The organism is Phreatobacter sp., assembly GCF_052440005.1.
Classification (GTDB): domain Bacteria; phylum Pseudomonadota; class Alphaproteobacteria; order Rhizobiales; family Phreatobacteraceae; genus Phreatobacter.
The window spans coordinates 1-25,792 of record NZ_JBQVQL010000018.1 but is presented as its reverse complement, the minus strand read 5'-3'; the positions used below and the strand labels follow the sequence as shown (position 1 = coordinate 25,792).

Sequence of the window (25,792 nt, the reverse complement as noted above, 5' to 3'; positions counted from 1 at the left end):
CCATGACAGACGCCTCGACCCATATCCAGCGCCCGGCGCCGCCGCCCATGGCGATCATCGGCAACAGCACGATCGCCGCCCTGATCGACCAGAAGGCGCGGATCCTGTGGACGTGCTGGCCGCGGATCGACGGCGATCCGCTGTTCTCGGCCCTCGTCGGCGGCCCCGATCCGCAGCGTGGATTCCTGTCGGTAGAGTTGGAGGGTATGACCGCGTCGACCCAGTCCTACGAGCGCAATACCGCGATCCTGATCACGGTGATGACGGCGGCCGACGGCTCGGCGATCCGGGTCACCGATTTCGCCCCGCGTTTCAAGCAGTATGACCGCATCTTCCGCCCGCCGATGATCCTCCGGCGCATCGAGCCCATCGCCGGCACGCCGCGGGTCCGGGTGAAGATGCGGCCGACCATGGCCTATGGGCGCCACGACGGTCGTCCCATCCCCGGCTCCAACCACATCCGCTACGTCTCGGAGGCAGGGGCCGTGCGCCTGACCTCGGACATCCCGGTGGCCTACCTGTCGTCGGAGGCGCAGTTCGTCGTCACCCGGCCGATGACCATGATCATCCATGCCGACGAGACCTTCCCGAACTCCATCGAGGACGTCTGGTTCGCCTTCCTGCGTTCGACCCGGCAATACTGGTTGGACTGGGTGCGCTACCTCTCCATTCCCTACGAATGGCAGGACGCGGTGATCCGCGCGGCGGTGACGCTGAAGATGTGCTCCTGCGAGGAGACGGGCGCCATCGTCGCGGCGCTGACCACCTCCATTCCCGAGGCACCCGGCACGGGTCGCAACTGGGACTACCGCTTCTGCTGGCTGCGCGACGCCTATTTCACCGTCCATGCCCTCAACAAGCTCGGCGCCACGCTGACCATGGAGCGCTTCCTCGACTACATGCGCTCGGTCATCGCCACCGAGAAGGGGCCCTACCTCAAGCCTGTCTACGCCATCGTGCCTGAGCACTCTCTGCACGAGTGGATCTCCGAATCGCTGACCGGCTTCGACGGCGACGGCCCGGTGCGGATCGGCAATGCCGCGGCCGAACAGATCCAGCACGACGTGACGGGGAGCATGATCCTCGCGGCGTCGCAGATGTTCTACGACCACCGGCTGCCGAAGCTCGGCGACGCCGCGCTGTTCCACGAGCTGGAGGCGCTCGGCGAGACCGCGGCGGCCATGGCCTTCGAGCCCGACGCCGGCATCTGGGAATATCGCGGCCGGCAGTCCGTCCACACCCATTCGGCCGCCATGTGCTTCGCCGCCTGCGACCGGCTGGCGAAGATCGCCGAACGGCTGGAACTCAGGGTGCGCCAGGACTACTGGCAGGCCCACGCGGAGCGGATCAGGGCCGCCATCCTCGAGCGGTCCTGGAACGAGGCCGAGGGCTTCTTCGCCGCGAGCTTCGACGGCAGCGGCGCCGACGCCAGCACGCTCCTCCTGCACGAACTCGGCGTGGTGGAGGCCAGCGATCCGCGCTTCGTGCGTACGGTGGAAGCGCTGCAGAAGCGGCTGACGCGGCAGGGCTATCTCCTGCGCTACGACGAGCGCGACGACTTCGGCACGCCCTCGACCTCCTTCACCATCTGCACCTTCTGGCTCGCGGACGCGCTCTACGCCATCGGCCGGGTCGAGGAGGCGCGGGAGATCTTCGAGGCGCTGCTGGCCCGGCGCAACCACGTGGGCATCCTGTCCGAGGACATCGATCCCGAGACCGGCGACCTCTGGGGCAACTTTCCGCAGACCTATTCGATGGTCGGCATCATCGTCACGGCGATGCGGCTGTCGCGCGACTGGATTCACTAGAGGCCGGCCCCGTCCGGGGTCAGGCGGAAGATCACGATCCGGCCTCCCCTGCGGAGGCCGGCCAACAAACGGAGGGGGCAAGGCGGTCCGCGACCTCGCGGGCCGGGCCCTGGTCAGGTGCGATGAAGCAATTCACCCGAGGCGCGATCGTCCTGGCAATGGCCGTCGCGGCCCTGGTCGGCCTGTTCGCCGCACTCGTGCCGCTGTCGAACTCGCTGATCGAGCAATGGGCGCGCCGCGACGTCGAGCTGCGCTCCGAACTCGTGTTCAACTCCATCCGCGACCGGGTGGAGCGGGAGATCGCCGGGCAGACCCAGGAGCTCATCCCCTTCTTCCAGCGGCTGACCACTGACGAACGGATCATGGCGCTGGGGCTGTGCGATGCGGAGGGGCGCATCACGGTGGCGACCCCGCGGATGCCGCGCGACCTCGACTGCCGCATTCCGCCCTCGGCTGGCGCGCCAGAGTCCGCGGCGAGGTTCACCCGGGTGCGCATCGCCGGCGAGCGGGTGCTCATCGGTGTCTTCCCCATCGCCGCCGCCGGCCAGTCCGCCCATCTCGTCATCCTGCACGAGCTCGGCTTCGTCGCCGACCGAATCGTCGAGGCGCGCTGGTACCTGGTGATGGTCGGCCTCGCGCTGCTGCTGCTCGTCGGGGCCGTGGCGACGCTCATGGTCGGCCTTCTGCAACGGCGCTACATGCGCGCGGTGCTCTCCAGCATCCAGGACCTCAAGGCGGGCCGCCCGGCGCGCTCGCGCAGCGTCATGGATCCGCGGGTGCAGGAGGAGAGCCGGGAAATCCGCGGGCTGCTGCGCGACTTCCGCGAGAAGATCCGGCAGGAGGACGGCACGCCGGTGGAGTGGTCGCCCTCGACGCTGCAGGACCTTCTGGAGAAGGAGCTCCCCGACGCCGAGGTCTTCGTCGTCTCCAACCGCGAGCCCTATATCCACAACCGCAACGACGACAGGATCGTGGTGCAACGGCCCGCCAGCGGGCTCGTTTCGGCGCTGGAGCCGGTCATGCGCGCCTGCGGCGGCGTCTGGGTCGCCCACGGATCGGGCTCGGCCGACCGCGAAACCGTCGACGGGAATGATCATGTCGCCGTCCCGCCGGCAAAGCCCGCTTACCGGCTGCGTCGCATCTGGATCACCGACGAGGAGCAGGAGGGCTATTATTACGGCCTGTCCAACGAGGGCCTGTGGCCGCTCTGCCATCTGGCCTATGTGCGCCCGATCTTCCGCGAGAGCGACTGGCAGCAATATGTGGCGATCAACCAGCGCTTCGCCGACGCCGTGGTGCGCGAGGCGACCCGCCCCGACCCGATCATCATGGTCCAGGACTACCATTTCGCCCTGGTGCCCCGGATGATCCGCGAGCAGCTGCCGAAGGCGACGATCCTCACCTTCTGGCACATCCCCTGGCCGAACGCCGAGGCCTTCGGCATCTGTCCCTGGAAGGAGGAGATCATCGCCGGCCTCCTCGGCTCGACCGTCCTCGGCTTCCACACCCAGGCCTATTGCAACAACTTCTTCGAGACGGTCGACCGCTTCATGGAGAGCCGCATCGACCGCGAGCACCGCTCGGTGGTCTTCGGCGGCGAGGAGACGATGGTCCGGCCCTATCCGATCTCCATCGAATGGCCGCCGGCGGCCCTCCTCTCCCAGCAGCCGGTCGACACCTGCCGGCAGGCGGTGCGCGAGCGCTACGGCCTCTCCCCCGACATGAAGGTCGGGGTCGGCATCGAGCGCTTCGACTACACCAAGGGCATCCTCGACCGGCTTCTGGCTATCGACGAGCTGCTGACCCGCCAGCCCGAGTGGAAGGGTCGCTTCACCTTCATCCAGATCGTGGCGCCGACGCGCTCGAAGCTCGCCAGCTACACCGCCCTGCAGGAGGACGCGGTGCGGATCACCGCCGAGGTCAATGCGCGCCACGGTAGCGAGGGCTACCAGCCCATCCACCTCGTCATCCGTCACCACGAGCCGGAGGACGTCTACGAGCTGTTCCGCGCCGCCGACATCTGCGTGGTGTCGAGCCTGCACGACGGCATGAACCTCGTCGCCAAGGAGTTCGTGGCGGCCCGTGACGACGAGCAGGGCACGCTGGTCCTTTCCCGCTTCGCCGGCGCGTCGAGCGAGCTGTCGGAGGCGCTGATCATCAACCCCTACGACGTGCAGGGCATGGCGGAGGCCATCGGCCGCGCCCTGGTCATGCCGGAGGCCGAGCAGCGCGAGCGCATGCGCCTGATGCGCAGCCATGTCCGCGAGCGCAACGTCTACCGCTGGGCCGGCCAGATCCTGCTCGACGCCTCCCGGTTGCGCAAACGCCAGCGGGTGCAGGAGTTCGCCAACGGCGATTGAACGGCCGCACGGCGAAACCGGAAGCCTCCGCCCGCGTTGCGTGAGGGGCGCGAGGAGGCTGGCGTGACGACCAAGACGACACAGGCGGGCGAGGGCCCGGTCATCGAAACCGACATTCCCGCGCGCCTCGATCGCCTGCCCTGGGGACGGTTTCATACGCTGGTGGTCGCCGCGCTCGGCATCACCTGGATCCTCGACGGGCTGGAGGTGACGCTCGCCGGCACGGTCGCCGGCGCGCTGAAGGCGAGCCCCGTGCTGCAGTTCTCCAACCTGGACGTTGGCCTCGCAGGCAGCGCCTATCTCGCCGGCGCCGTGCTCGGCGCCCTGTTCTTCGGCTGGCTCACCGACCGGCTGGGCCGCAAGAAGCTCTTCTTCATCACCCTGTCGGTCTATCTCGTCGCCACCGCCGCGACGGCCTTCAGCTGGAATCTCTGGACCTTCATGCTCTGCCGCTTCGTCACGGGTGCGGGCATCGGCGGCGAATATGCCGCCATCAACTCGACCATCCAGGAGCTGGTGCCGGCGCGGGTCAGGGGCTGGACCGACCTCGTCATCAACGGCTCGTTCTGGATCGGCGCGGCTCTCGGCGCCGTCGGGGCCATCGTCCTCCTCGACCCCGCCTACCTCTCGCCGGACTACGGCTGGCGCGCCGCCTTCCTCATCGGCGCGCTGCTCGCCCTCGTCATCTTCCTCATGCGCCTGTGGCTGCCGGAAAGCCCGCGCTGGCTCATGACCCACGGCCGGATCGCCGAGGCGGAGGCCATCGTCGCCGGCATCGAGGCCCGCATGCGCGCGGAGGGCCACGTCATCCCCGACACGCCCCTGCCGAAGGTGCGCCTCAGGGCGCGGGCCTCCACGCCCTTCTCGGACGTGTTCCACACGCTGCTGCACCGTCACCGCGGCCGTTCGGCCGTCGGTTTCGTGCTGATGGCGGCGCAGGCCTTCTTCTACAACGCCATCTTCTTCACCTACGCCCTGGTGCTCACCGACTTCTACGGCATCGCGGCGAACCAGGTCGGCTGGTACATCCTGCCCTTCGCGCTCGGCAACGTCCTCGGTCCCATCGTGCTCGGCCGCTTCTTCGATACCTGGGGCCGCCGTCCCATGATCGCGCTGACCTACACCATGTCCGGCCTGCTTCTTGCCGCGACCGGATGGATGTTCGCCGAGGGGATGCTGACCGCGCAGACGCAGACGATCGCCTGGATGGTGATCTTCTTCTTCGCCTCCTCCGCCGCCAGTGCCGCCTATCTCACGGTCAGCGAGACCTTCCCGCTGGAGCTCAGGGCGCTCGCCATCGCGATCTTCTATGCGATCGGCACCGGGATCGGCGGCATCGTCGGCCCCTGGCTCTTCGGCACCCTCATCGAGACGGGCTCGCGCTGGTCGCTGTTCGGCGGCTACCTCTTTGGCGCCGCGCTCATGGTGATCGCCGCGGGCGTCATGCTGCGCTGGGGCGTCGCCGCCGAGAGGCGCTCGCTGGAGGACATCAGCAGGCCTCTCTCCCATATCGACTGACGGAACGCATCCCGTGCATGGCGGCTGCGCGGGTGGCCCGCTGGTCTTTGCATGAGTATTGATGATCGATACAACCGTTCCGGAAGACGCTTCGGGCGGCCATTGAGAGGATCATCACCGTGTCGACGCAGCAGGGTTTCGAGCGCCGCTACCAGGCGCCAGAACGCGAGCCGATCATCGAGGTGGACGAGCGGCTCTTCCTGAAGTCGGCGGCCCGGTCCTTCTACGTGCTCGAGGCCTTCGCCCGCAGCCCGCGGCCGCTCTCCCTGGCGGAGGTGGCCAAGGGCGCCAAGATCTCGAAGAGCGCGGCGCAGCGGGTGGTGCAGACCCTGCTCGTCCTCGGCTACCTGGAACGCTCGCCCACCGGCACCGGCGTCGTCCCGGGCCGGCGCATCCTCGACCGGTCCTTCGACTATCTCCGCTCAAACCCGCTGATCGAGCGGGCGACGCCCATCCTCACCGAACTGCGCAAGACCTGCGGCGAGCGGGTGGATCTCAGCCTCTTCGACGACGTGACGATCCTCTATGCCATCCGCCTGCAGAGCAAGCGCGAGACCTTCTACGCCACCCTCTCGGGGCGGCGCATGCCGACCTTCGCCACTGCCGGCGGGCGCGCCATGCTCGCCTGCCTCGACGACCGCCACGCCGACGACATCCTTCGGCGCTCGAAGCTCGCGCCCCTGACGCCCAAGACGCTGGTGGATGCCGGCCTCATCCGCCAGCGCATCGAGGAGGCGCGGCGCGACGGCTATGCCTATGTGCAGGAGGAGAGCCTGATGGGCGAGATCGTGGTGGCCGCAGCCGTGGTCAAGGAGCGCAACATGCCCGCCGGCGCCATCCACATCGCCGGCTCGCTCGCCGACTGGTCGGTCGAGGAGTTCCGCAAGCGCTTCGCGCCGCTCGCCATCGAGGCGGCCCGCGCCCTCTCCGGCTGAACCACACCCCGATGTGATCACCCGCCCCCGGCCGCACCGCTTGCTGCACTGCAGCAGCGCCCCCAGATCGGCCTTGTCCCTTTCGCCGGTGAGCCCCTTCGGCCGCCCCCATCATCCCAGGAGACTTTCGATGAGCCAGGACCCGAGCCCGCTGTTTCAACCCTTCACCCTCGGCGACCTGACGCTGCCCAACCGCATCGTCATGGCGCCACTGACCCGCAACCGCGCGACGCCGGGCACCGACGCCGCCAACGCGCTCACCGCGGCCTATTACCGCCAGCGCGCCAGCGCCGGCCTCATCATTTCCGAGGGCACGCAGGTCTCGCCCCAGGGCCAGGGCTATCTCCAGACGCCAGGCCTCTACAGCCCGGCGCAGATCGCCGGCTGGAAGTCGGTCACCGACACGGTCCATGCCGCCGGCGGGCGCATGTTCGCCCAGATCTGGCATGTCGGCCGCGTCTCGCACGAATCCCTGCTCAACGGCGGCACGCCGGTGGCGCCCTCGGCGATTGCCGCGAAGTCGAAGACCTACATTGCCGGCGGCTTCGCCGACGTCACCCCGCCGCGCGCCCTCACCCTCGACGAAATCCCGGGCGTCGTCGGCGAATATGCCGATGCCGCCGCCAATGCGCTGAAGGCCGGCTTCGACGGCGTGGAGATCCACGGCGCCAACGGCTATCTCATCGACCAGTTCCTCAAGGACGGTGCCAACCAGCGCCAGGACGCCTATGGCGGCTCGGCGGAGAACCGGGTGCGCTTCGGCCTCGAGGTGGTGGACGCCATCCTCAAGGTCTTCCCGAAGACCCGCCTCGGCATCCGCCTCTCGCCGGTGAGCCCGGCCAACGACACCGTCACCTCTGATCCGTCCGAGGTCTTCGGCCTCTTCGTCTCGGAGCTGTCGAAGCGCGGCATCGCCTTCATTCACGTGGTCGAGGGCGCGACCGGCGGCCCGCGCGACAACGTCCCGTTCGACTGGGTGGCGCTGCGCAAGGCCTTCTCGGGCGCCTATATCGCCAACAACGGCTATACTCGCGACCTCGCCATCGACGCGGTGCGCGACGGCAAGGCCGACCTCGTCGCCTTCGGCAAGGCCTTCATCGCCAATCCGGACCTGGTGGAGCGCCTGCGCCTCGACGCGCCGCTCAACGAACTCGACCGCGCCACCCTCTATGGCGGCGGCGAGAAGGGCTACGTGGACTATCCGGCGCTCGCCGACGCGGCGGAGTGACGACGGGGACGGGGCGGCGCCAGCCGCTCCGTCCTCACCGACGGCGCCGAAACGTGCGGGGTAACAGAACAGTCTCTCTGGCTGTCTCCACGGCGATCAATCGCCCCGATAATCCGGCAATCAACCAGAGACTTACCGTGGCGGATCTCTCAGCCTGACCCTGGCACTATCGTCGTCTCAGCCAGCGCCTGGGGTAGCCGTCGGGGTCGGGTTGGGCGGTGGGATCAGGAGCATGCGCCAAGCGCTTCGCACATTGAGTGCGAGACACGCGGAATCCGGTCGTTAGCCAAACTTGCAGGAAGATTTTTATCTTTGGTGTGCCAACCCCGGCCGGCCCTTGACTTGTTACCATTTTACCTTTTTGTCTTAACCTTGCGTTAAGCTCCGAACCCAACGGCACGCGCCCTGGGGCCTTCCTCGGCGGCGCTGTTCGCATGGGGAGACGCGCTGTTCGATGGCTACGAGCGACGGGGAGGGTAGTCAGCGCCGTTTTGGGCGTTCGCTGCGTGAGCGCCTCCGCGCGTCTGCTGCGCGCGTCTGGACCCCGCCGCGCCTGAAGCCGCAGGCTCTCCGCTTCGAGGCCGTCGAACCCCGTCTCCTGCTCTCCACCGTCGTCGACATCGACATGTCCAGCGCCGCGCTGGTCAATGGCGAGCGTCAGGTGACGATGCGCTATTTCGACGAGGCGGCCGACGCCTCGCAATCGACGGCCTCGACGCGCAAACTGGAGGTCAGGAACGGGACGAGCACCGAGACCTACCGGCTGTCGGATATCTCCGGGATCGACGTCCAGGGCAGTTCCGGCAATGACCTCGTGGTGGTCGATGCCAGCCTGTTCTCGCTCGGCAGCGGGCACGAAATCACCATCAAGGGATTCGGAACGAGCGATTCGGTCCGGATCACGGGAACGCCCACCGGGGCGGTGGACCTGGCGCTCGGCATCAAGAGCGACCATTCGTTCCTCAATGTCGGTGCCCAGACGGTGCTTCGCCTCGATGGCGCCAACGGCGGTGCGGCCCTCGACCTCGACGTGACGGCGGCGAGCTTCTCCCTCGTCGATTTCCGCGATGCCTCCAACCAGTTCGTGGTCGAGGACGCGACCCAGTCGGGGGCGCCCCAGATGCGCATCTCCGACGCCGCTGCCCCCGGCCTCGGCGTCACCTTCAACACGCCGACCGTGAGGTTGGGCGTCGTCGGCGCCAAGGCGGACGGCGAGGGCGGCGATGTCGGCGACAAGGTGGAGCTGCGCTCGCTGAGCGCCAATTTCGGCGCCGAACTCTATGTCAGCGTCGCCACCGGATATGATCCTTTCGGCAAGACGCCGCCGTCCACCACCCTCGGCAATCTCGACGCCTCGCTGAACGGCTTCAGCCTCTCGGCGACAGAGTGGCTGACCAACGAGGGCGCCATCGCGGTCACCGGCGACCTGAGGACGGCCGGCGCCGCCCTGACCCTGATCGGCGACAAGGTCACGATCGGGAGCGCGACGACCCCGGTGGAGATCAACACCTCCGCCGGTGCGCTCGCCGGCGACATCCGCATCGGCTCGCGCACCACCACGGTCGACCGCGGGTCGAGCCTCCTCGCCACCGCGCCCGGCGCCGGCGGAGCCATCACCATCGACGCCCAGGAGCGCGAGGTCTTCCTCGTCTCGCAGCTCAGCGTCACCAAGCGGTCCGCATCGATCGCGCTGACCGGGGCGACGCTGCGCGGCGGCGACATCGCGCTGTCGGCGAAGGCGGTGAACGACGGCGGAAGCCGAGGATCTCGGCCTGCCGAGCGCCGTCGGCAGTCTGGTCGCCAGCGAGGCTGCCAAGGGCGCCTCGCAGCTCGCAGGCCTCGGCGGCGTCAGTGCCTCCGTGGTCGTGCGCGAAACCGAGGCGGTCATCCGCCTCGCCGATACCGCGATCGACAGTTCCGGTTCGGTGACCGTCGCGGCCGAGACGAAGACGGGCGCGCGTCCGGTCGCCATCGCCACCCCCGTGGGCAAGACGGGCGTCGACGTCAAGGGCAAGACCTACACCGCCGGGGACGGCCAGCTCATCAACGGGGTCCAGTTCGCCGGTGCGGCCGGAACAGCACGGTCGACGGTGGCCGCGACCCTCGAGGGTTCGACCTCCATCACCGCCGTCAACGACGTGCAGATCAACGCCACCGGCGACGTCGCCATCAAGGGGAGCGCCAAGGCCAAGGCGATGGGCACCCAGCAGGGCACGGTCGCGGCGGACAACGTCACCGACGACAACAACGCCAAGTCGACCTCCCTGCTTGTCACCTTCCTCGACTACGACGCCAGCGTCACGGCGGGCGCAACGACCGCCATCACGTCGAAGACGGGCAACGTCAACATCATCGCCAAGGGAACGACCGCGAACGAGGCGAAGTCGTCCGTGTCCGGCGACAAGGACGTCACCGGAGCCGTCGCCGCCTCGGTGGTGATCGACAAGGCCAGGGTGACGACGAGCATCGACGGCTCCGTGTCGGCCGGCGCCAGCACCAGCGGAACCAGCGGCGGGAAGAAGTTCGTCAAGGCCGAGAGCGCGACGGCCGTCGATATCGCCACCGATATCATCACCCTCAAGGACCATGGCTACGTCAACGGCCAGAAGGTCCTCTACACGGCGGCCGTCGAGCCGGAGATCAACTTCAACACCGTGCAGAAGCGGGCGATCGTCGGGCTGACCGACGGGTCGTGGTACTACATCCGCGTCGTCGACCAGGACCGGTTCCAGCTCACCACCGCGGCCCCCATCGACCTCACCGCCGACGCAGTCGGTGCCACCTCGGTCCATTCGCTTTCCACCACAGACGCGCGCGTTGCGACGCTCCAGGCGGTCGAGCCGAAGGCTGGCAGCAACCCCGCGACCATCCGGGTGGATCAGGGCCACGGTTTCACCGACGGCGACGAGGTTCGCTACGATGCCGAGGGGTCGGGCGCGATCAGCGGCCTGACGAACGGGGCCGTCTACACGGTTTCCGTGGTGGATGATCTCCGCTTCGCCCTGAAGGACCAGTCCGGCGCCCTTGTCGAGATGAGCGGGGCCGGCGCCATCGGGAACCACGTCTTCACGTCCACACGGGCGCCCGTCGTCACGACGGTCCCAGCCACCGACGTGGCGGTCGACATCGCCGCCGACACCCTCACCGCCGCCGGTCACGGCTTCCGGACCGGCGACGTCGTCACCTACGCGACGACGGCCACCGCCATCGGCGGCCTCACGGCCGGAACCTCCTATGTCGTCGTGGCGGGAAGTGCCGACACCTTCCAGCTCCGTGCCGCGGGCGGAACGCTGGTGGACATCGGCGCCATCGGCACGGGATCCCACAGCTTCACCCTCAAGCCGAAGGTCGCCGACCTCACGCTCATGGGGGTCGATGCCGTCACCGATGCGATCATCCTGAAGGGTCACGGCTTCTCGACAGATCCTGCGAAGCCGACCACCGTCTATTACAGCCTGGTCAACTCGACGGACGAGGCGACCATCGGCGGGCTCGAGGTCGGCGGCGCCTATCGGGTCCAGGTGGTGGACGCCGATCGCTTCAAGCTCGTGGACGCCACCACCGGCAACACGGTCGACCTCTCGGTCCCTGCCGCGGGCGGCCAGCATCAGCTCTCCTTCGTCAAAGACGTCACCAACTTCGTCGCCAAGACGGCCGTGAATGGCACCAAGGACGAGATCACCATCGCCGCCCACGGTTTCCAGTCGGGTGACCAGGTCATCTATCGCGTCGATCCGACCGTCACGCGCCAGATCGTCCAGCAGACGGGCGACCCCCTCGCGCCGACGCGCACCATCAGCGCGCCGGACAGCGCGATCGGCGGCCTGACGACCAACCAGGTCTATTACGTGGTGCGGCTCGACGCGAACAGGATCCAGCTCGTCGAAAGCCCCACCGACATCGCCGCCGTCGATCTCACAGGCCTCGGCAAGGGGAACCGCCACACCTTCACCGACGGCGGACTGACCGTCGGCATCGGCATTCGCGCCATCCTCGAAAGCAAGATCCGCAACGAGGCGGAGGTCGAGATCGGGGCGAAGGCGAACCCGCTCGAAGGCGCGTTCACCGCCGGCAATGCGGTCGGTGCGGAAGCGCTGTCGGGCGTCCTGGACGTCATCAAGGAGCTGCGGACCGACGACAAGGCCAAGACCGCCAAGACCAACACCAACGGCACCGCGCAGAAGCCCACCAACGGCGGCCTCAGCCTCGGCGGCGCCGTCACCGTGACCTACGCCTCCCACGAGGTCTCCGCGACCGTCGGTAAGGGCGCCACGGCGGGCGACCGCGCCACCCTGACTTCGGGTGGGGATATCGACGTCATCGCCAACGTCCAGCAGAAGGCGCAGATCACCTCGAAGAGCTTCCTGTCGAAGCCGGTCGATCCGACCGGCGCCCAGACGGGCAGCGCTGCGGACAAGCCGTCTTCGGTGGCGGTCTCCGTCGCCGTCTACAACAATGCCAGCGAGGCGCGGATCGCCGGGACGGCGGATCTCGACGCCGTCGGCAAGACCAGCGTGAAGGCCGAAACCGCCTATCCCTTCATCACGCCGCTGAAGGACTACTGGTCGAACTATGCTAAGGACATCAAGGAGAAGCCTGGCTCCGGGCTGAAGGATCTGCTGGACGGCACGGGGGGCTTCGACAGCCGCCTGATGAACTCCTGGACCACCGCGATGGCGAACACGGCGGCGGCCGGCTCGGTGGGCTATTCGGGCTCCATCTCGGTCCTCGTCTACAGCGACGAGGCTACCGCGTCGGTGGACGACGGCGCCCGGATCAACCAGCGCGGCTCCGCCGCCTCCGTGGCGGGCGTGCCGATCCAGCCGCGCGACGACCAGAGCGTCGCGGTCGAGGCCAGCACGCTGCGCGAGCTGATCGACATCGGCGGGCTCGGCCGCTGGAAGGTCGATCTCGGGGCCGGCTACACCCTGGCCAAACAGGGCGTCGGCAAGGCGATCACCGGCGGCGACGTCGTCAGCCTCGGCAACCGGACGGGCGGGGGAGGCGTCGGCGGCGCCTTCGTCGGCGGCTTCTACGACACCAAGACAGTCGCCACCATTTCCGGCGCGGCCGCTGTCACGACGGGGCGCTCCGGCACGCTCGACGTCAAGGCCACCGAGAAGCTCACCCGCCTCCAGCTCGTCCAGTCCGGCGCCACGACGGGCGGCGACGGCGCCAAGTCGACGGTGTCGGGCAGCGTCGGCGTGATGGTCAACGACAGCGAGACCTATGCGGGTCTCGCGACCGGGCCGGCGGCGGGCCCGACGATCGCAGGCGGCGGCGCCGTGACGATCGCCTCGGCCGCCTCGGGAACGCAGATCAACGTGGTCGGCACCCTCGTCCAGTCCGGGGGCAAGGGAGCCTCGGTCGGCGCCTCGGCGCTGGTGATCAACAACAACCGGGACGTGGCGTCGTTTATCGGTGCGTCCCCCGACGCGAGCACGACGCCGACGGGCGCCGTGTCGATCGCCGCGGGATCGCTCGCGGTCGATGCCCGGCTGCGCGGCTCGATCAACAACGTCGTGGTGTCCGGCACGGCCAAGACCGATGCCGAGAACAAGAGCCAGGTCTCGTCGGCGAACCCCGCCAACAAGTCTTCGGCGACGCAGGCGCCCGCCGCGAGCCAGACGCCGGCGCAGACCTCGCTCACCGACGACGTCGACGAGGACCTGTTCGGGAGCCTCTCGTCGCTTCTGGACGACGGTTCCGCCCAGGCGAAGGAATTCACGACCACGCCGCGGTCCAGCGGCGCCGGCTATGCCGGCGCGGCCAACATCTACATCGCGTCCGAGGCGGCCCGCGCCTATGTGAACGCCGCCGGCGCCATCAATGCCGGCAAGGTCACGGTGCAGGCCGTCAACGACACCGACGTGATGGCCCTGACGGGAGGCGTCACCTACACCTCGGGACAGACCGGCGGATCGGCGATGGCAGGCGCCTTCGCGGTCAACGTCATCCTCTCCGACGTCCAGGCCTTCATCGCCAACCGCACCGCCCTGCCCTCGCAGCCGTCCGATCCGGCCAGGGATCTCACCATCACCCTGACCGACGGTGCGGCGGTGAGCGACCTCCTGGTCGATGCCCGCCGGGCGGGCGACGTCGTCAACCTCTCCATGGGGGTCGGCGTCACCCGCAGCGCCAGCGGCTCGGGCTTTGGCGGGTCTGTGGCCGCCAATGCGCTGCGCGACGACGTGTCGGCCTATGTGGACGGCGCCGCGATCCGGTCGGCGGCCGGCGCCACGGGCGTTGATGCGAAGATCAACGCCTCGAACAGCTTCGATCTCCTGAACATCGCCGGTGGTCTCGGCGGCTCGACCAACGCCATGGCGGTCGGTGCCGCCATTGCGGTGAACTGGCTGTCGTCCAGCACCAAGGCCGAAATTCGCGGTGATCGCCGCCGCACCACCCTTGCGGTCTCCGGCGACCTCGACATGGCCGCCGCCAACGACCAGCGCATCGACAGCTACAGCATCGGCGCGGCGGCCAACACGGCGGGCGTCGGGGCGAACGCGAGCGATACGACCGCGCTCGGCTTCACCATGTCCCTCAACTTCATCGACTCCCAGTCGCAGCTGGCCGGAGATGCAGGCGGCGTGCGGGCGGGGATCGCCAATGCGGACGTGACGGCCGGGTCGGTGTCGGCCGCGGCCAAGGACCTGTCCGGCATCACCACCATCGCCGGCGGCCTCGGGGTCAAGGCCGGGAGCTCCGTCGCCAAGGGCAACGGCATCGGCGCGGCGCTCGCCGTCAACAAGACCGCGGTGAACACCAGCGCGCTGGTTGACAACGCGAGGGTGACGAGCACGTCCGGCGGGGTTGCGGTCACGGCCGTGTCGGACGACTCGACCGAACTGATCGACGGCAAGATCGTCTCGGCGGCGATCGGCGCGGCCGTCGATTCAGGGGGATCGACCGGGTCGGCGAAAGCCATCGGCGCATCGCTCTCCCTGAACATCGTCGACAATGCCGTGACGGCCGGCGCGATCAACGGCGCCGTCGTCAAGGCGGCGAGCGGCGATCCGTCCAGGGCGCCCGACATCTCGTTTACCGCCAGCGACGACGCCCTCGTGCGCGCCCTGACCGGCGGCGCGGCCCTGTCGCTGCGCGGCGGCGGCACTGCCGGCGCCGTCGGGGCGGCCATCGCGATCAACGTCGTCACCAACGCGGTCACCGCCAAGATCGACCAGTCGACCGCCGAGGCCGGCGGCAACGTCTTCGTCGTCGCCCGGGAGGCGACCGAGATCCAGGCGCTCGCCATCGGCGCCGCCGGTGGCAAGAGCTTCGCCGCCGGAGGGTCGATCACCGCAAACTACGTGAGCACCTCGACCCGCGCCGTGGTGACCGGCGCAGCCTCCCAGGTCGAGGCGCAGGGCAGCGCCCAGGTCCGCGCCGTCAACGACGGCTCGGTCATGGTGGCGGCGGGCGGCCTCGGCGTGAGCTCCGACAGCACCGCCATCGGTGGCGCCGTCACGGCGGTCGTCGTCAACGCCACGACCGAGGCCTTCGTCGACGGAGCCGCCACGGTGTCGGCGGTTGGCCTCTCCGATTTCGCGGCCCTGTCGGGCGACAGGCGTGCCGGCGTCGGGATCGAGGCCAGCTCGACGGGTCGCGTCCAGGTCTTCGCGGTGGCCGGGGCTGCCGCCCTCGCCAGCAACGGCGCCTTCGCCGGTGCCGCCACCCTCAGCGTCATCAACGAGACGGTCACCGCCCGCATTGGCGACCGACCCGCCGCGGCCAGCGGCGGGCGCGTGTCGTCGCGCGATGCCGGGGTCCTCGTCGCCGCCCGCGGCGATACCGCGCTGACCGGCGTCGCGGGCGCCCTCGCCGGATCGAAGAAGCTCGGTGTCGGCCTCGGTGCCGACGTCGGCGTCCTCACGCGAACGGTCGAGGCGTCCATCGGCGGCAAGGCCCGCATCGACGCCAAGAGTCCCGTCATCGTCGATGCCACCGGAAGCTTCGAGACGGTGGGCGTCTCGGCGGCGCTCGCCGCGGCCAGCCAGACGGCGGTGGGGGCCTCCGCCGGCATCTCGGCCCTGAAGCTGACCACGCGCGCCTTCATCGGATCCGAGGCCCAGGTCGATACGGAGGGGAGCATCTCCGTCGCCGCCGAGGATGACCTGGACGCGACGACGGCATCGGTCAATGCGGCCATCTCCGGCAAGGGCGCCGCGAGCATCCCGCTGGTCTTCAGTGTGATCGACAAGACCACCGAGAGCTTCATCGACAAGGATGCGACGGTGACGGCCGCCGGCCTCTCCGGTGTCGGGGCCAGGAGCACGGCCTTCGACGCGCCGCTGAAGTTCGCGGCCTCGGCCGTCAATGCCGACACGATCACCAAGGCCGGCCATCTTCTCTCGACCGGCGACGAGGTCGTCTATCTCTCCGACAACGCCCTCTCCGGCCTGACGACGGAGAAGCGGTACTTCGTCATCCGCGTGAGCGACACCGCGTTCAAGCTCGCCGCAACGCGCGACGACGCGCTCGCGGGCACGGCCATTGCGCTGGGGCTCGACGGCGGCCGGGTGAAGGCGACCGACACCAGCACGCTGCGCCGCGTCGCCACCGGGACCTCAGACGCCAGGGTCTTCGGCGATGCGGACCTGACTGCGTCGACGATCAAGATCAAGGACCACGGCTTTTCCAATGGCCAGGAGGTCGTCTACACGACCGGTGACACGGCCCTCGGCGGCCTCAAGGCAGGCGCCCGGTACTTCGTCCGGGTTGTCGACGCCGATACCATCGCGCTGGCCACCTCGCGGGCGAATGCGCTGTCGTCGGACGTCTCGAAAACCATCGCACTGAAGGACCGGGATGCCTCCCGCGCCTCCGGGCACACGCTCCTGCCGAAGCTCAAGACCGCCGGCCCGACCATCGATCTGGATGGCGCGGAATCGAGTGCCGTCGTCGGCGAGCGCAGCAAGGTCGCAGGCGCCGAGGAATTCCGGGGCGTCAACGTCTCGGCGATCAGCACGACCACCGTCGTGGCCGCCGGCGCCGGTGCGGCGGTCAGCGCCGGAGCCGTGTCACTGGGCGTTGCCGGCGGCGTCGCCGTCCATACGATCGACACGAGGGCCGAAATCCGCGGCGGCGCCAAGATCAACGACGTCTCGACCCGGGCCTTCGAGGACGCGACGGTGGACGAGGCCGCCCGGACGATCGCCCTCGCCGACCATGGTCTGGTCGACGGGCAAGCAGTGGTCTACCGGAGCGAGGATACCGCGCTGCGGGGGCTCACCTCCGGCAGCACCTACTATGTCCGTGTGATCAACGCCGACACGATCGCCCTCGCGCTGACCCGCGAGGATGCACTGATGTCCGGCACCGCGGGCCTGATCGCCATCAAGGACCTCGCGCCCGGGGCAGCGGGCACCCATCGCCTCGAGCCGGTCGCCGCCACGGCCGGGCACCAGGACGTGCGCGTCAGCGCCTCGCGTCAGTACGACGCCGTGACCGTGGGTGCCGGCCTTTCCGGCGGCGCAACGGCCAGCGGCGCGATCGGCGTCGGCGTCGTCGCGCTGAAGGGAACCACGTCCGCGCTCGTCACCGACGCCGCACGGGTCTTCGCCCGCAACGACATCACCGTCTCGGCCGTGGCCGACACCGACATCGTCGCCGTGGCCGCCGGCATCGCCGGGGGCAAGACCTTCGGCGGCGGCGGGTCCTTCGCCGTCGTCACGGTCGATACGACCACCAGCGCCCGGATCACCAACCAGGCCCGCGCCGAGAGCGGCGGCAACATTCTCGTCAACGCGCAGGACGACACCTCTGTCGTTACCGCGGCGGGCAACGTGGCGGCCGGCGCGACCGGTGGCGTCGGCGGTACGCTCTCCCTCGTCAGCCTTCGCAAGTCGACGCTGGCGTTCATCGACGGCGCCGCCGACGTGTTCGCGCGCGCAGACAATGCCGCATTCGATGCCCAGACAAACCCCTACGCTGCCGAACTGACGATCCCCTCCGACACGGCGGGCGGCGCCTCCCGCAAGCTGCGGGGCGTCGGTGTGGTCGCCACGTCCAGCGAGGACGTCACGGCGATCGCCGGGGCGGTCGGTGCCGGCGGAACGGCCGGCGGTGCGCTGTCGCTGACCTTCGTGGACGTCGACTCCGACACCTTCGCGCGCATCGGGCCGGGTGCGGCGGTCAATGTCTCGGGCCCCTCGGCGATCAACGGGACCGTGCCCGCCGTCAACGCGGCACAGAGCGTCGCCGTCGTGGCCACCAACCGGGCGGACGCGTTCTCGCTCGCCGGCGGCGTCGGCATCGGCGGAACCGCCGGTCTGGCGGGCGGCATCAACCTCGGCTTCCTCAGTAACAATGTGGGGGCCTCGATCGAGGGCGCGAGCCAGGTCAGGGCCCGCGACGACGTGCTGGTCAACGCGTGGAGCGATTGGGACGCCGAAGGCTATGCGATCGGCGTCGGGGCAGGCGGCAAGGGCGGCTTCGGCGCCTCGGTGAGCGTCTTCACCCTCGGCAGTGACTTCAACGATTCCTATGACGCGAGCGGCGGCAGCGACAACGCCACCCAGGGTGCGGCGGCTCTTGCCGGGGGCGCGGTGTCCACCCTCATGTCGACGCTCGGTCAACGGGCGGCCACCGACGGCGAGCCGGCCCTCGGCACGTTCGGCGCTTCCGGCGTGAACGCCACCGGGGACACCGTGACGTTCGACGGTGCGAACGGGCTGAAGACCGGCGACCAGCTGACCTACCTGGCGAACGGCGGCGCGCCGGTGGGGGGCCTGGTCTCGGGGGCCACCTACTACGCGATCGTCGTTCCCGCCGATCCCGCCAATCCCTCGGGTCCCAAGCTGGTCAAGCTCGCGGCCTCCAAGGCGGATGCGCAGGCTGGCCGGGCCATCGACCTGTCGTCGTCGACGATGACGGGCACCAGCCACGTCTTCGCCCGCAATGCGGCCGAGGTGGACCGCGCGGTGCGCGCCAATGTCGGTCAGACCGGCGCCTCGGGACGGATCGAGCAGCAGACGCTCGCCGGGTCGACCGGTCGTCCGCCCCTGGGTGCTTTCGGCGCCGCCGCCGTCAACGTCGCCACGGACGAGATCACCGTCGCCGACGCGGCGGGCCTGAAGACCGGCACGCGGCTGATCTACCGGCAGGACGGGGCCGCTCCGGTTCAGGGTCTCGCCGACGGCGAGACCTACTACGCCATCGTCACCGCCACCGGCAGCGACGGCTCGGCCAAGATCAAGCTGGCCCGCACCCTCGACGAGGCCCGTCGCGAGGACGCGGCGGGAATCGACATCGGCACCGCCGGATTGATCGGGTCGGGGCACCGCTTCGAGCGCTACGAGGGCGAGGTCGAGGCCTATCGCCTCGCCCAGGCACATCGCGGCCCGCCGCAGGTCGCGGCGACCGCGGGCACGGTCGCTGCCGTTCACGGCGGGGCGGTCGTCGTGGCGAAGGACGTCGCCGTGACCGCACGGCAGGTGACCGACCTCGACATCGCCGGCCTTGCGGGCGGCTTCGGTGGCCTGGGCGGCGTCGGCGCGGGCCTTAGCCTCGCCACCGTCGATGCCGACGCCTCGGCCTATGTGGCATCCGGGGCGAGCCTGTCCGGTCTCTCCACGGCCGATCGCCTGGGCCTCGTGATCGATGCCGGCACGACCTCGTCGATCACCAGCACGGCGGTGGCGGCCGGCGGCGGCCTCTATGTGGGCCTCGGGGCCTCGGTGAGCGTCGTGCGCGACACCTCCTCGGCACGGGCCTATCTCGGCGCGTCGCCCAACTTCGCCGGCGCCGACACCGACTGGGTCGAGGGCACCGGCGCCAGCCTCAGGAACATCGGGGCCGTCTCCGTCACGTCGATGGTCGATGCCACGGCGCGCCAGTCCGTCGGCGCTCTGGGCGCGGGCGCCGTCGGCCTCGGCGCCGCCGTCGTGTCGAGCCGCCAGACCGTGTCGTCGAACGCCGGGCTCGGTGCCGGCACGTCGCTGGCGACCGACGACAACAGGGCCAGCGGCACCGTCACGGTGGCGGCCCAGCGCAACAGCGCGATCCGACCGACCGCCTCCGGTCTGGTGACCGTGCCCACCGCCATCGCTGTCGGCGGCGGTGTGCTCGGGGCGTCCGCCGCGGTGGTCGACATCGCCGTGGGTGGCTCCGCCGATGCCCGGCTCGGCAACGGCGCCTCCGTCTACACGACCGGCCTGTTCGAACTGCGCGCGGCGGCGCAGAGCCACATCACCGACATCAGCGTGGCGGGCGCCGCCCTCGGCGTCGTCGCGGTCGGCGGCGTCAGCCTCGACGTGACGGTCGCCACGAACGCGTCGGCCAGCGTCGGCACCGCAACGGTGCGCGCCGGCAGCGTCAAGATCACGGCGACCCAGACCATCGAGGCGACCCTGTCGGGCGTCGCGGCGAGCGGCGGCCTGCTGGCGGGCCAGGTCTTCAAGGTGTCGCTCACGGTCAAGCCCGTCACACGCGTGTCGATCGGCGACAAGGCCGATGTGGTCGCCACCGGCGCCATCGAGGCCCGGGCTTCCTCGACCATCGACGGGTCACTGTCTGCGCTCGTGGGTGCGGTCGGCGTCGGCGCGCTGGTCGTCGGTTCGGGCGTCGGCACGATCGTCAGCGACACGCGTGTCGTGATCGGGAAAGAGGCGGTGCTTACCGCCGGGACGTCGCTGACGGCCGAAGCGGTCACCAGCAACAGGATGAAGGTCTCGGCCGCGGGCGGTACCGCGGGCCTCATCGCAGGATCCTGGGCGGAGCCGAAGATCGCCTCCGCCGATTCCACCCTCGTCGACATCGGCAAGGCGGCTGCCCTCACCGCCCTTGCGGGCGCGGTGCGCCTGACTGCCAAGGGCACGCACAAGCTCGAGGCGGATGGCGAGACAGACGGCCTGACGCTGGTCGGCGGCGCCGACACCAAGGCGCGCGTCAACCACAGCGACATGACGGCCGTCAGCGTCGCCGAGGATGCGCTGGTGCGCGCCGCGGCGGGCGAGGTGGCGCTGTCCACCCTGGTCAACCTGAGCCTCAAGGCGGAGGCGGAGGCCGACGGCATCGCTCTCGCCGCCAATACCGACGCGCTCGCCGTGGTCGACGTCGCCGCCAATGCGCCGGCCGGCTTCGGCAGCGGGCGCACCAAGGCCTACAGCGACAGGACCTCCGTCTCCCTCGTCCACCTCGACCGCGGGGCGCGGATCGAGGGTGCGACGGTCTCGCTCAATTCCGGTTTCGGCACGGTTGAAACCCGGGCCGTTTCCGACGCCGACCTGTTCGGCGGCATCGGCGATACGGATTCGGTGGCGCGCAACACGACGCGGCTGGTCTCCGAGGTGGATGCGGAGGCCGGCTCCGTCATCCGCACCGGCCGCCTCCAGGTCGACGCGGCCTCGACCATCACCACCGCCTTCGTCGCCGACGCCAAGCAGGACGGCGGCCTCGGGGACACCGGCGACCGCACGGCCGCGCCCGCGATCTCGCTCGACCGGCTGATCGACTTCTCCTCGACCGTTCACCTGGCGGGCGGCGTCAACGACCCGAACATCCAGATCGATTCCAACGGCGTCGTCACGCGGCCCGACGGCGGGCGGGTGGCGGACGTCGCGGTCAGCGCGGGCCAGATCGTCATCCCCAACCTCATCGCCTCGTCCGGCGTCTCAGGGACGGCGGCCTTCAATGCGGGCCAGACCCCCGTGACCGCCGCGAAGGTGGACGGTTCGCTGACGTTCCAGCCGATCCAGGGCACCAGCGTCCTGAAGGGTGCCCCGGTCTTCAACACGTTGAACGGCTTCGAGACGGTCACGATCACCAATCGGTCGACCCGGGCGCTCACGATCCAGGATATCGTCACGACGACGGATGCCGCCTCGGTCGACGCGCGGATCTCCCGGTCGGCGGGCGATACCAGCGGTTTCCAGTTCTCCAACGGCACCGTGACGCCCAAGACCAAGGTCGTCATCCAGAGCATTCCGGGCGGATTCGGCTACGCGGCGAACATCACGTTCATGGGCACGGTCGCGGCGCCCGAGGGCTCGATCACCGTCACGGCCAGCCGCGGCGACATTCTCGCCGCCGGCAACACGCAGGTGCTGCGTGCCGACACCGTGACGATGACGGCGTCGGGCGCCGGCATCGGCCGCTCGTCGACGCCTCTCGTCACGGATGCCCGCCTGCTCAATGCGTCGGCCTCGACGGACATCTATCTCAGCGATCTCGGCGACGTGGAGATCGGCCTCGTCGCCACGACGAACACGGATCGCCTGGCGTCCATCAAGGCGGCCGGGGCCATCACCGGCGCCGCCACATCGCCGAGCCACATCGTCTTCGACAAGGTCATCCTGTCCTCGACCGACGGAACGGTCGGCACCGGCCAGCGCCGCCTGGAGGTCCGGTCCGAGGCCGTCACGGCAACGGCTGCCGACGGCATCTTCCTAGGCCTCGCCGCTCTCGGCAGCGAGACGAGCCGGACCGTCACCGCCAGGACCAACAGCGGCGGCGTCGATATCGTCAACCGGACGGGCGCCCTGCAACTCGGCGTGGTGAGCGCGGAGACCGGCGACGTCCAGGTCGCGACCCTCGACGACAGCGCCAACGGGCAGGACATCCGGTTCACGGCACAAACGCAGGTGCGCGCCGCGTCCGGCGCGGTTTCCCTGTCCGCCGGCGACAACATTACACTCGTGGCGGGCGCCTCGATCGTCGCGGGCGGGGTGGCGACGCTCGGCGTGGACGTCGGCTCGAAGGACACGGGCCAGGGCGGCGTCCTCGACATTGCCGGCGACGTCAGCGCCTCGCGCCTCGACCTCAACGGCGGCGGCGAGAACGATACCATCACCGTGCGCAAACTCGCCGCGGGGCTGGCCCTGTCGATCCGGGCGGGCGCCGGAGACGACGACATCCGCATCGGTTCCGCTCCGACGGCGACGTCCCAGTCGACGAGCGTCCTCAGCGCGCTCGCAGGCTCCGTGGACATCGATGGTGGCGAGGGCGCGGACACCGTCACCGTCGATGATTCCGGCACCATCGCGTCCGGCAGCCTCGAGCTCTCGGCCAGCCGCCTGACGGGCCTGTCGCTGCCGCTGCAGGCGTCCATCGGCTACCAGGGGGTCGAAAAACTCGCCATCCTCACCGGCAAGACCACCGGCGGCACGCAGCGGATCACCGGCACGTCGGCGGTGACGAGCCTGACGCTCGGCAGCGGTGACGACCGCATCATCGTCGGCGGCAATGTTGGCGTCGGGGCCGTCGCGCGCCTCGTCGACATATCGGCCGGTGGCGGCACGAACACGCTGGTGATCGACGACAGCGGCGACACTGCCGCCAACACCGGCGACAAGGCGGGTCGCGTCGGTGGCTCGTCCGGCAATCTCATCACGGGCCTCGGGCTCGGTGGCGACAAGCCGCTCGAAAACGGCGTCGTCTTCTCCGACATCGCCAGCGTCACGGTTCTTCTCGGCAAGGGCGCGACCGACGTCTCCGTCACCGCGGCGGCCGTCGAAACCACGATCGACGCCCGCGCCGGCTCAGCCGCCGACACGATCACCATCGGCGACGCCACCGATCCGGCCTGGGTCTTCTCCTCGCTGAGGGCGCCGGTCGCCGTGAAGGGCGGTGGCAACGACAAGGTGATCCTCCGGTCGACCGGTACGGCGTCGGACGTCATCCTGGACCGCGACGTGGACCAGCGCGTGACCGCGAGTCTTGCCAGCGCCACCGCCCCCTTCGTCCGCCTGGAGAACGTCGCCGGCACCAGCCTCGTTCTGGGCGACCAGGCGGATCGTGTCACGGTCAGGGCGACGGTCGGGACGCTCGACATCGATGCGGGTGGTGGCAACGACGAGATCCGCCTCGACGGCACCAACGGCGCCGTCACGATCAAGGGCGGGGCGGGCGACGACACGATCGCGCTCGGTGCCATCGGGGCCTATCCGCTGACGATCCAGGGTGACCTGGGCAACGAGGACCGGGTGATCGTCGACCGCACGACCTCGACCGCCGCCTTCGACATCACCGTGAAGGATGGAACGGCGGCCGGCAAGGTCGTCCTGCAGGGTCTGCTGGCCGGCTCCGGGCTCGATCTCGACGGCATCGAGAAGCTCGACCTGCTGCTCGGCACCGGCAACGACACGGTGACGGTGGACACCAATTCGGCCGGGGCCGGGCGGTTGCGGACGCTGGCGCTGACCGTCGACGGCGGGGTCAGCGACGACCGCATCAAGGTGACCTCCGTCGGCGGCCCGACCTATCTCTTCGGCGGCGAGGGCGACGACGTCGTCGAGGTGAAGATCGCCGGCCGCCCGGATGCCGGCACGGCGGCGCTGTACAGCAACCTCAAGACCACGATTACCGAGACCCTGATCGTCGACAACGCCGGCAACAGCCTCGCTACGGCCTGGTTCTACGATGGCCAGACGGTCTTCGCCGCCCCGGTGACGAACGGTGTCGTCGGCACCAAGGTGACGGTCCTGAAGCCGGGCGGGGCAGAGGTGGTGCGGATCATCGGCGGCACCAGCGGCGACGACCGCCTGACGCTCAGCGCCGATGGCGACGGCATCACCGGCCGCATCGCCGGCGACCGGGTCGACCTGACCGGCGATCCCGCCATCATCCGGCAGATCAATCCGGCGACGGACTTCGACCAGTATGGCCAGCCGACGGCCGAATACGACGCCTATGGGAACATGATCCGGCGGATCGCCTCCTTCAACGGCCTCACCGAGGGCGTCGCCGTCCATACCGAGGATGCCCTTCGCTTCTCGACCAGCTCGGCGCTCGGCCTCAAGCGGGCGGCTGCCGGCGCCCTCGGCCTGGAGGCCCGTGCGCCCGGCGACGTCACCAGCCTCGAAATGGCGACGACGGGCACGGCGGGCGACATCTTCCGCCTCGACCGCGCGACGCTGTCGATGGCGAGCGGCTCCGGCACGATCACCTTCACGGTGACCACCGCGAGCGGCGCCACGGTCCAGCAGACCTTCGCCGTCGACGCCACCCAGCGCATGGTGACCTTCGACGCCGCCTTCGCCGCGGCCAAGAAGGTGACCTGGTCGGCCTCGGCAGGGGTCATCGTCGACGAGGTCGGCGCGACCCTCGTCTCCGCGGTCGTCAGCGAAACCCGGGCCGCCGTCATCCCCGTCTACACGCTGTCGCTCGCCAGCGGTTCGACATCCATCACGCCGATGCAGATGTCGTCGTGGATGTACGACCGCTGGTTCTCCGGCGCCGTGCTCACCGTCGACCTCGACGGCAACGGCACGACGGACAAGACCATCACCAACCGCACCGATTTCATCGCGGCCGGCAACACCTGGGACTTCACCGTCAACGGCAACCAGAATGCCGTCCTCTCCGACCGGGTCGTGTTCAAGGGCAATCTCGTCATCGCCCGGAACACGGTGATCGACCTGACCAAGATCGGGGCTGTGTCGCTGTCGATGACGGCCACCAACGACATTACCCTCGGAACGGGTGTGGTGATCAACGCCTCCGCGGCCCAGCAGAACGCCGGCGCAGGCGGCGGCTATGGCGGCACTGGAGCCGTGGGCCTGGCGAAATCCGGCAATTCCATCGATGGTGGATACGCCGGCGGCACCGGTGGCTACTGGTCCGGAACCGGCACCTACTTCATGGTGGACAGCACGTCCGGGGAGCCGTGGCGTGTCGATGTCGGCGGCCTTAGTCCCGCGGTCGTGCCGCTGTCGCGACCTGGATCGAACTCCACCGTCGGCGGCAATGCGGGCGGTGCCGCAGGGACGGCGGTCCTGCCGGCCGCGACGGCCTCCGGCAACTCAGGTCAGGGCGGCGCCCGTGGTGTCGACGACGGCGATGCGAACTGGACCGGAGCTGCCGGCGCATCGGGCCAGGACGGCAGCGACGGCGCGGATGGCGCTGATGGGGCGGACGGCAACGACGGCAGCAGCGGCCAGGCCGGCGTCAATACCGACTACGGCTTCTACCTGACCGGTGGTTCCGGCGGCGGCGCCGGGT

General features: G+C 69.7%; 7 protein-coding genes. 6 read left to right on the top strand and 1 reads right to left on the bottom strand.

Annotation, left to right across the window (positions count from 1 at the left end; genetic code table 11):
- Nucleotides 1-2: 2 nt before the first annotated feature.
- The 5 genes from ACT6XY_RS06780 to ACT6XY_RS06760 all read left to right on the top strand — a co-directional run bounded on the left by ACT6XY_RS06780 (nucleotide 3) and on the right by ACT6XY_RS06760 (nucleotide 7,849).
- The gene (locus ACT6XY_RS06780) at nucleotides 3-1,808 is read left to right on the top strand and encodes a glycoside hydrolase family 15 protein (RefSeq protein WP_444747575.1); all 1,806 of its coding nucleotides are present in this window, start codon (nucleotides 3-5) and stop codon (nucleotides 1,806-1,808) included.
- Between the two features lie 122 nt (nucleotides 1,809-1,930).
- Nucleotides 1,931-4,168, top strand: a complete 2,238-nt coding sequence (locus ACT6XY_RS06775) for an alpha,alpha-trehalose-phosphate synthase (UDP-forming) (protein ID WP_444747574.1) — start codon at nucleotides 1,931-1,933, stop codon at nucleotides 4,166-4,168.
- 63 nt (nucleotides 4,169-4,231) lie between these two features.
- A complete protein-coding gene (locus ACT6XY_RS06770) occupies nucleotides 4,232-5,686 on the top strand; it encodes an MFS transporter (RefSeq protein ID WP_444747573.1) in 1,455 nt (484 codons plus the stop codon).
- A 119-nt stretch (nucleotides 5,687-5,805) separates the two neighbouring features.
- Nucleotides 5,806-6,621: an IclR family transcriptional regulator gene (locus ACT6XY_RS06765; protein ID WP_444747572.1), complete on the top strand. Its 816-nt coding sequence runs from the start codon at nucleotides 5,806-5,808 to the stop codon at nucleotides 6,619-6,621.
- Between the two features lie 130 nt (nucleotides 6,622-6,751).
- Complete coding sequence (locus ACT6XY_RS06760; RefSeq protein ID WP_444747571.1) at nucleotides 6,752-7,849, top strand: alkene reductase; 1,098 nt, start codon at nucleotides 6,752-6,754, stop codon at nucleotides 7,847-7,849.
- Nucleotides 7,850-9,127: 1,278 nt separating this feature from the next.
- Here ACT6XY_RS06760 and ACT6XY_RS06755 read toward each other — a convergent pair.
- The gene (locus ACT6XY_RS06755; protein ID WP_444747570.1) at nucleotides 9,128-9,571 is read right to left on the bottom strand and encodes a hypothetical protein; all 444 of its coding nucleotides are present in this window, start codon (nucleotides 9,569-9,571) and stop codon (nucleotides 9,128-9,130) included.
- Nucleotides 9,572-9,708: 137 nt separating this feature from the next.
- Here ACT6XY_RS06755 and ACT6XY_RS06750 point away from each other — a divergent pair.
- A partial coding sequence (locus ACT6XY_RS06750) for a beta strand repeat-containing protein (RefSeq protein WP_444747569.1) occupies nucleotides 9,709-25,792 on the top strand: 16,084 nt, incomplete at its 3' end.

What these genes read in the sequence shown, in the direction of transcription:
- ACT6XY_RS06755 (WP_444747570.1), bottom strand. Translation starts at nt 9,571, where the DNA reads ATGTCGCCGCCGCGCAGCGTCGCCCCGGTCAGCGCGATCGATGCGGAC.
- ACT6XY_RS06760 (WP_444747571.1), top strand. Translation starts at nt 6,752, where the DNA reads ATGAGCCAGGACCCGAGCCCGCTGTTTCAACCCTTCACCCTCGGCGAC.
- ACT6XY_RS06775 (WP_444747574.1), top strand. Translation starts at nt 1,931, where the DNA reads ATGAAGCAATTCACCCGAGGCGCGATCGTCCTGGCAATGGCCGTCGCG.
- ACT6XY_RS06780 (WP_444747575.1), top strand. Translation starts at nt 3, where the DNA reads ATGACAGACGCCTCGACCCATATCCAGCGCCCGGCGCCGCCGCCCATG.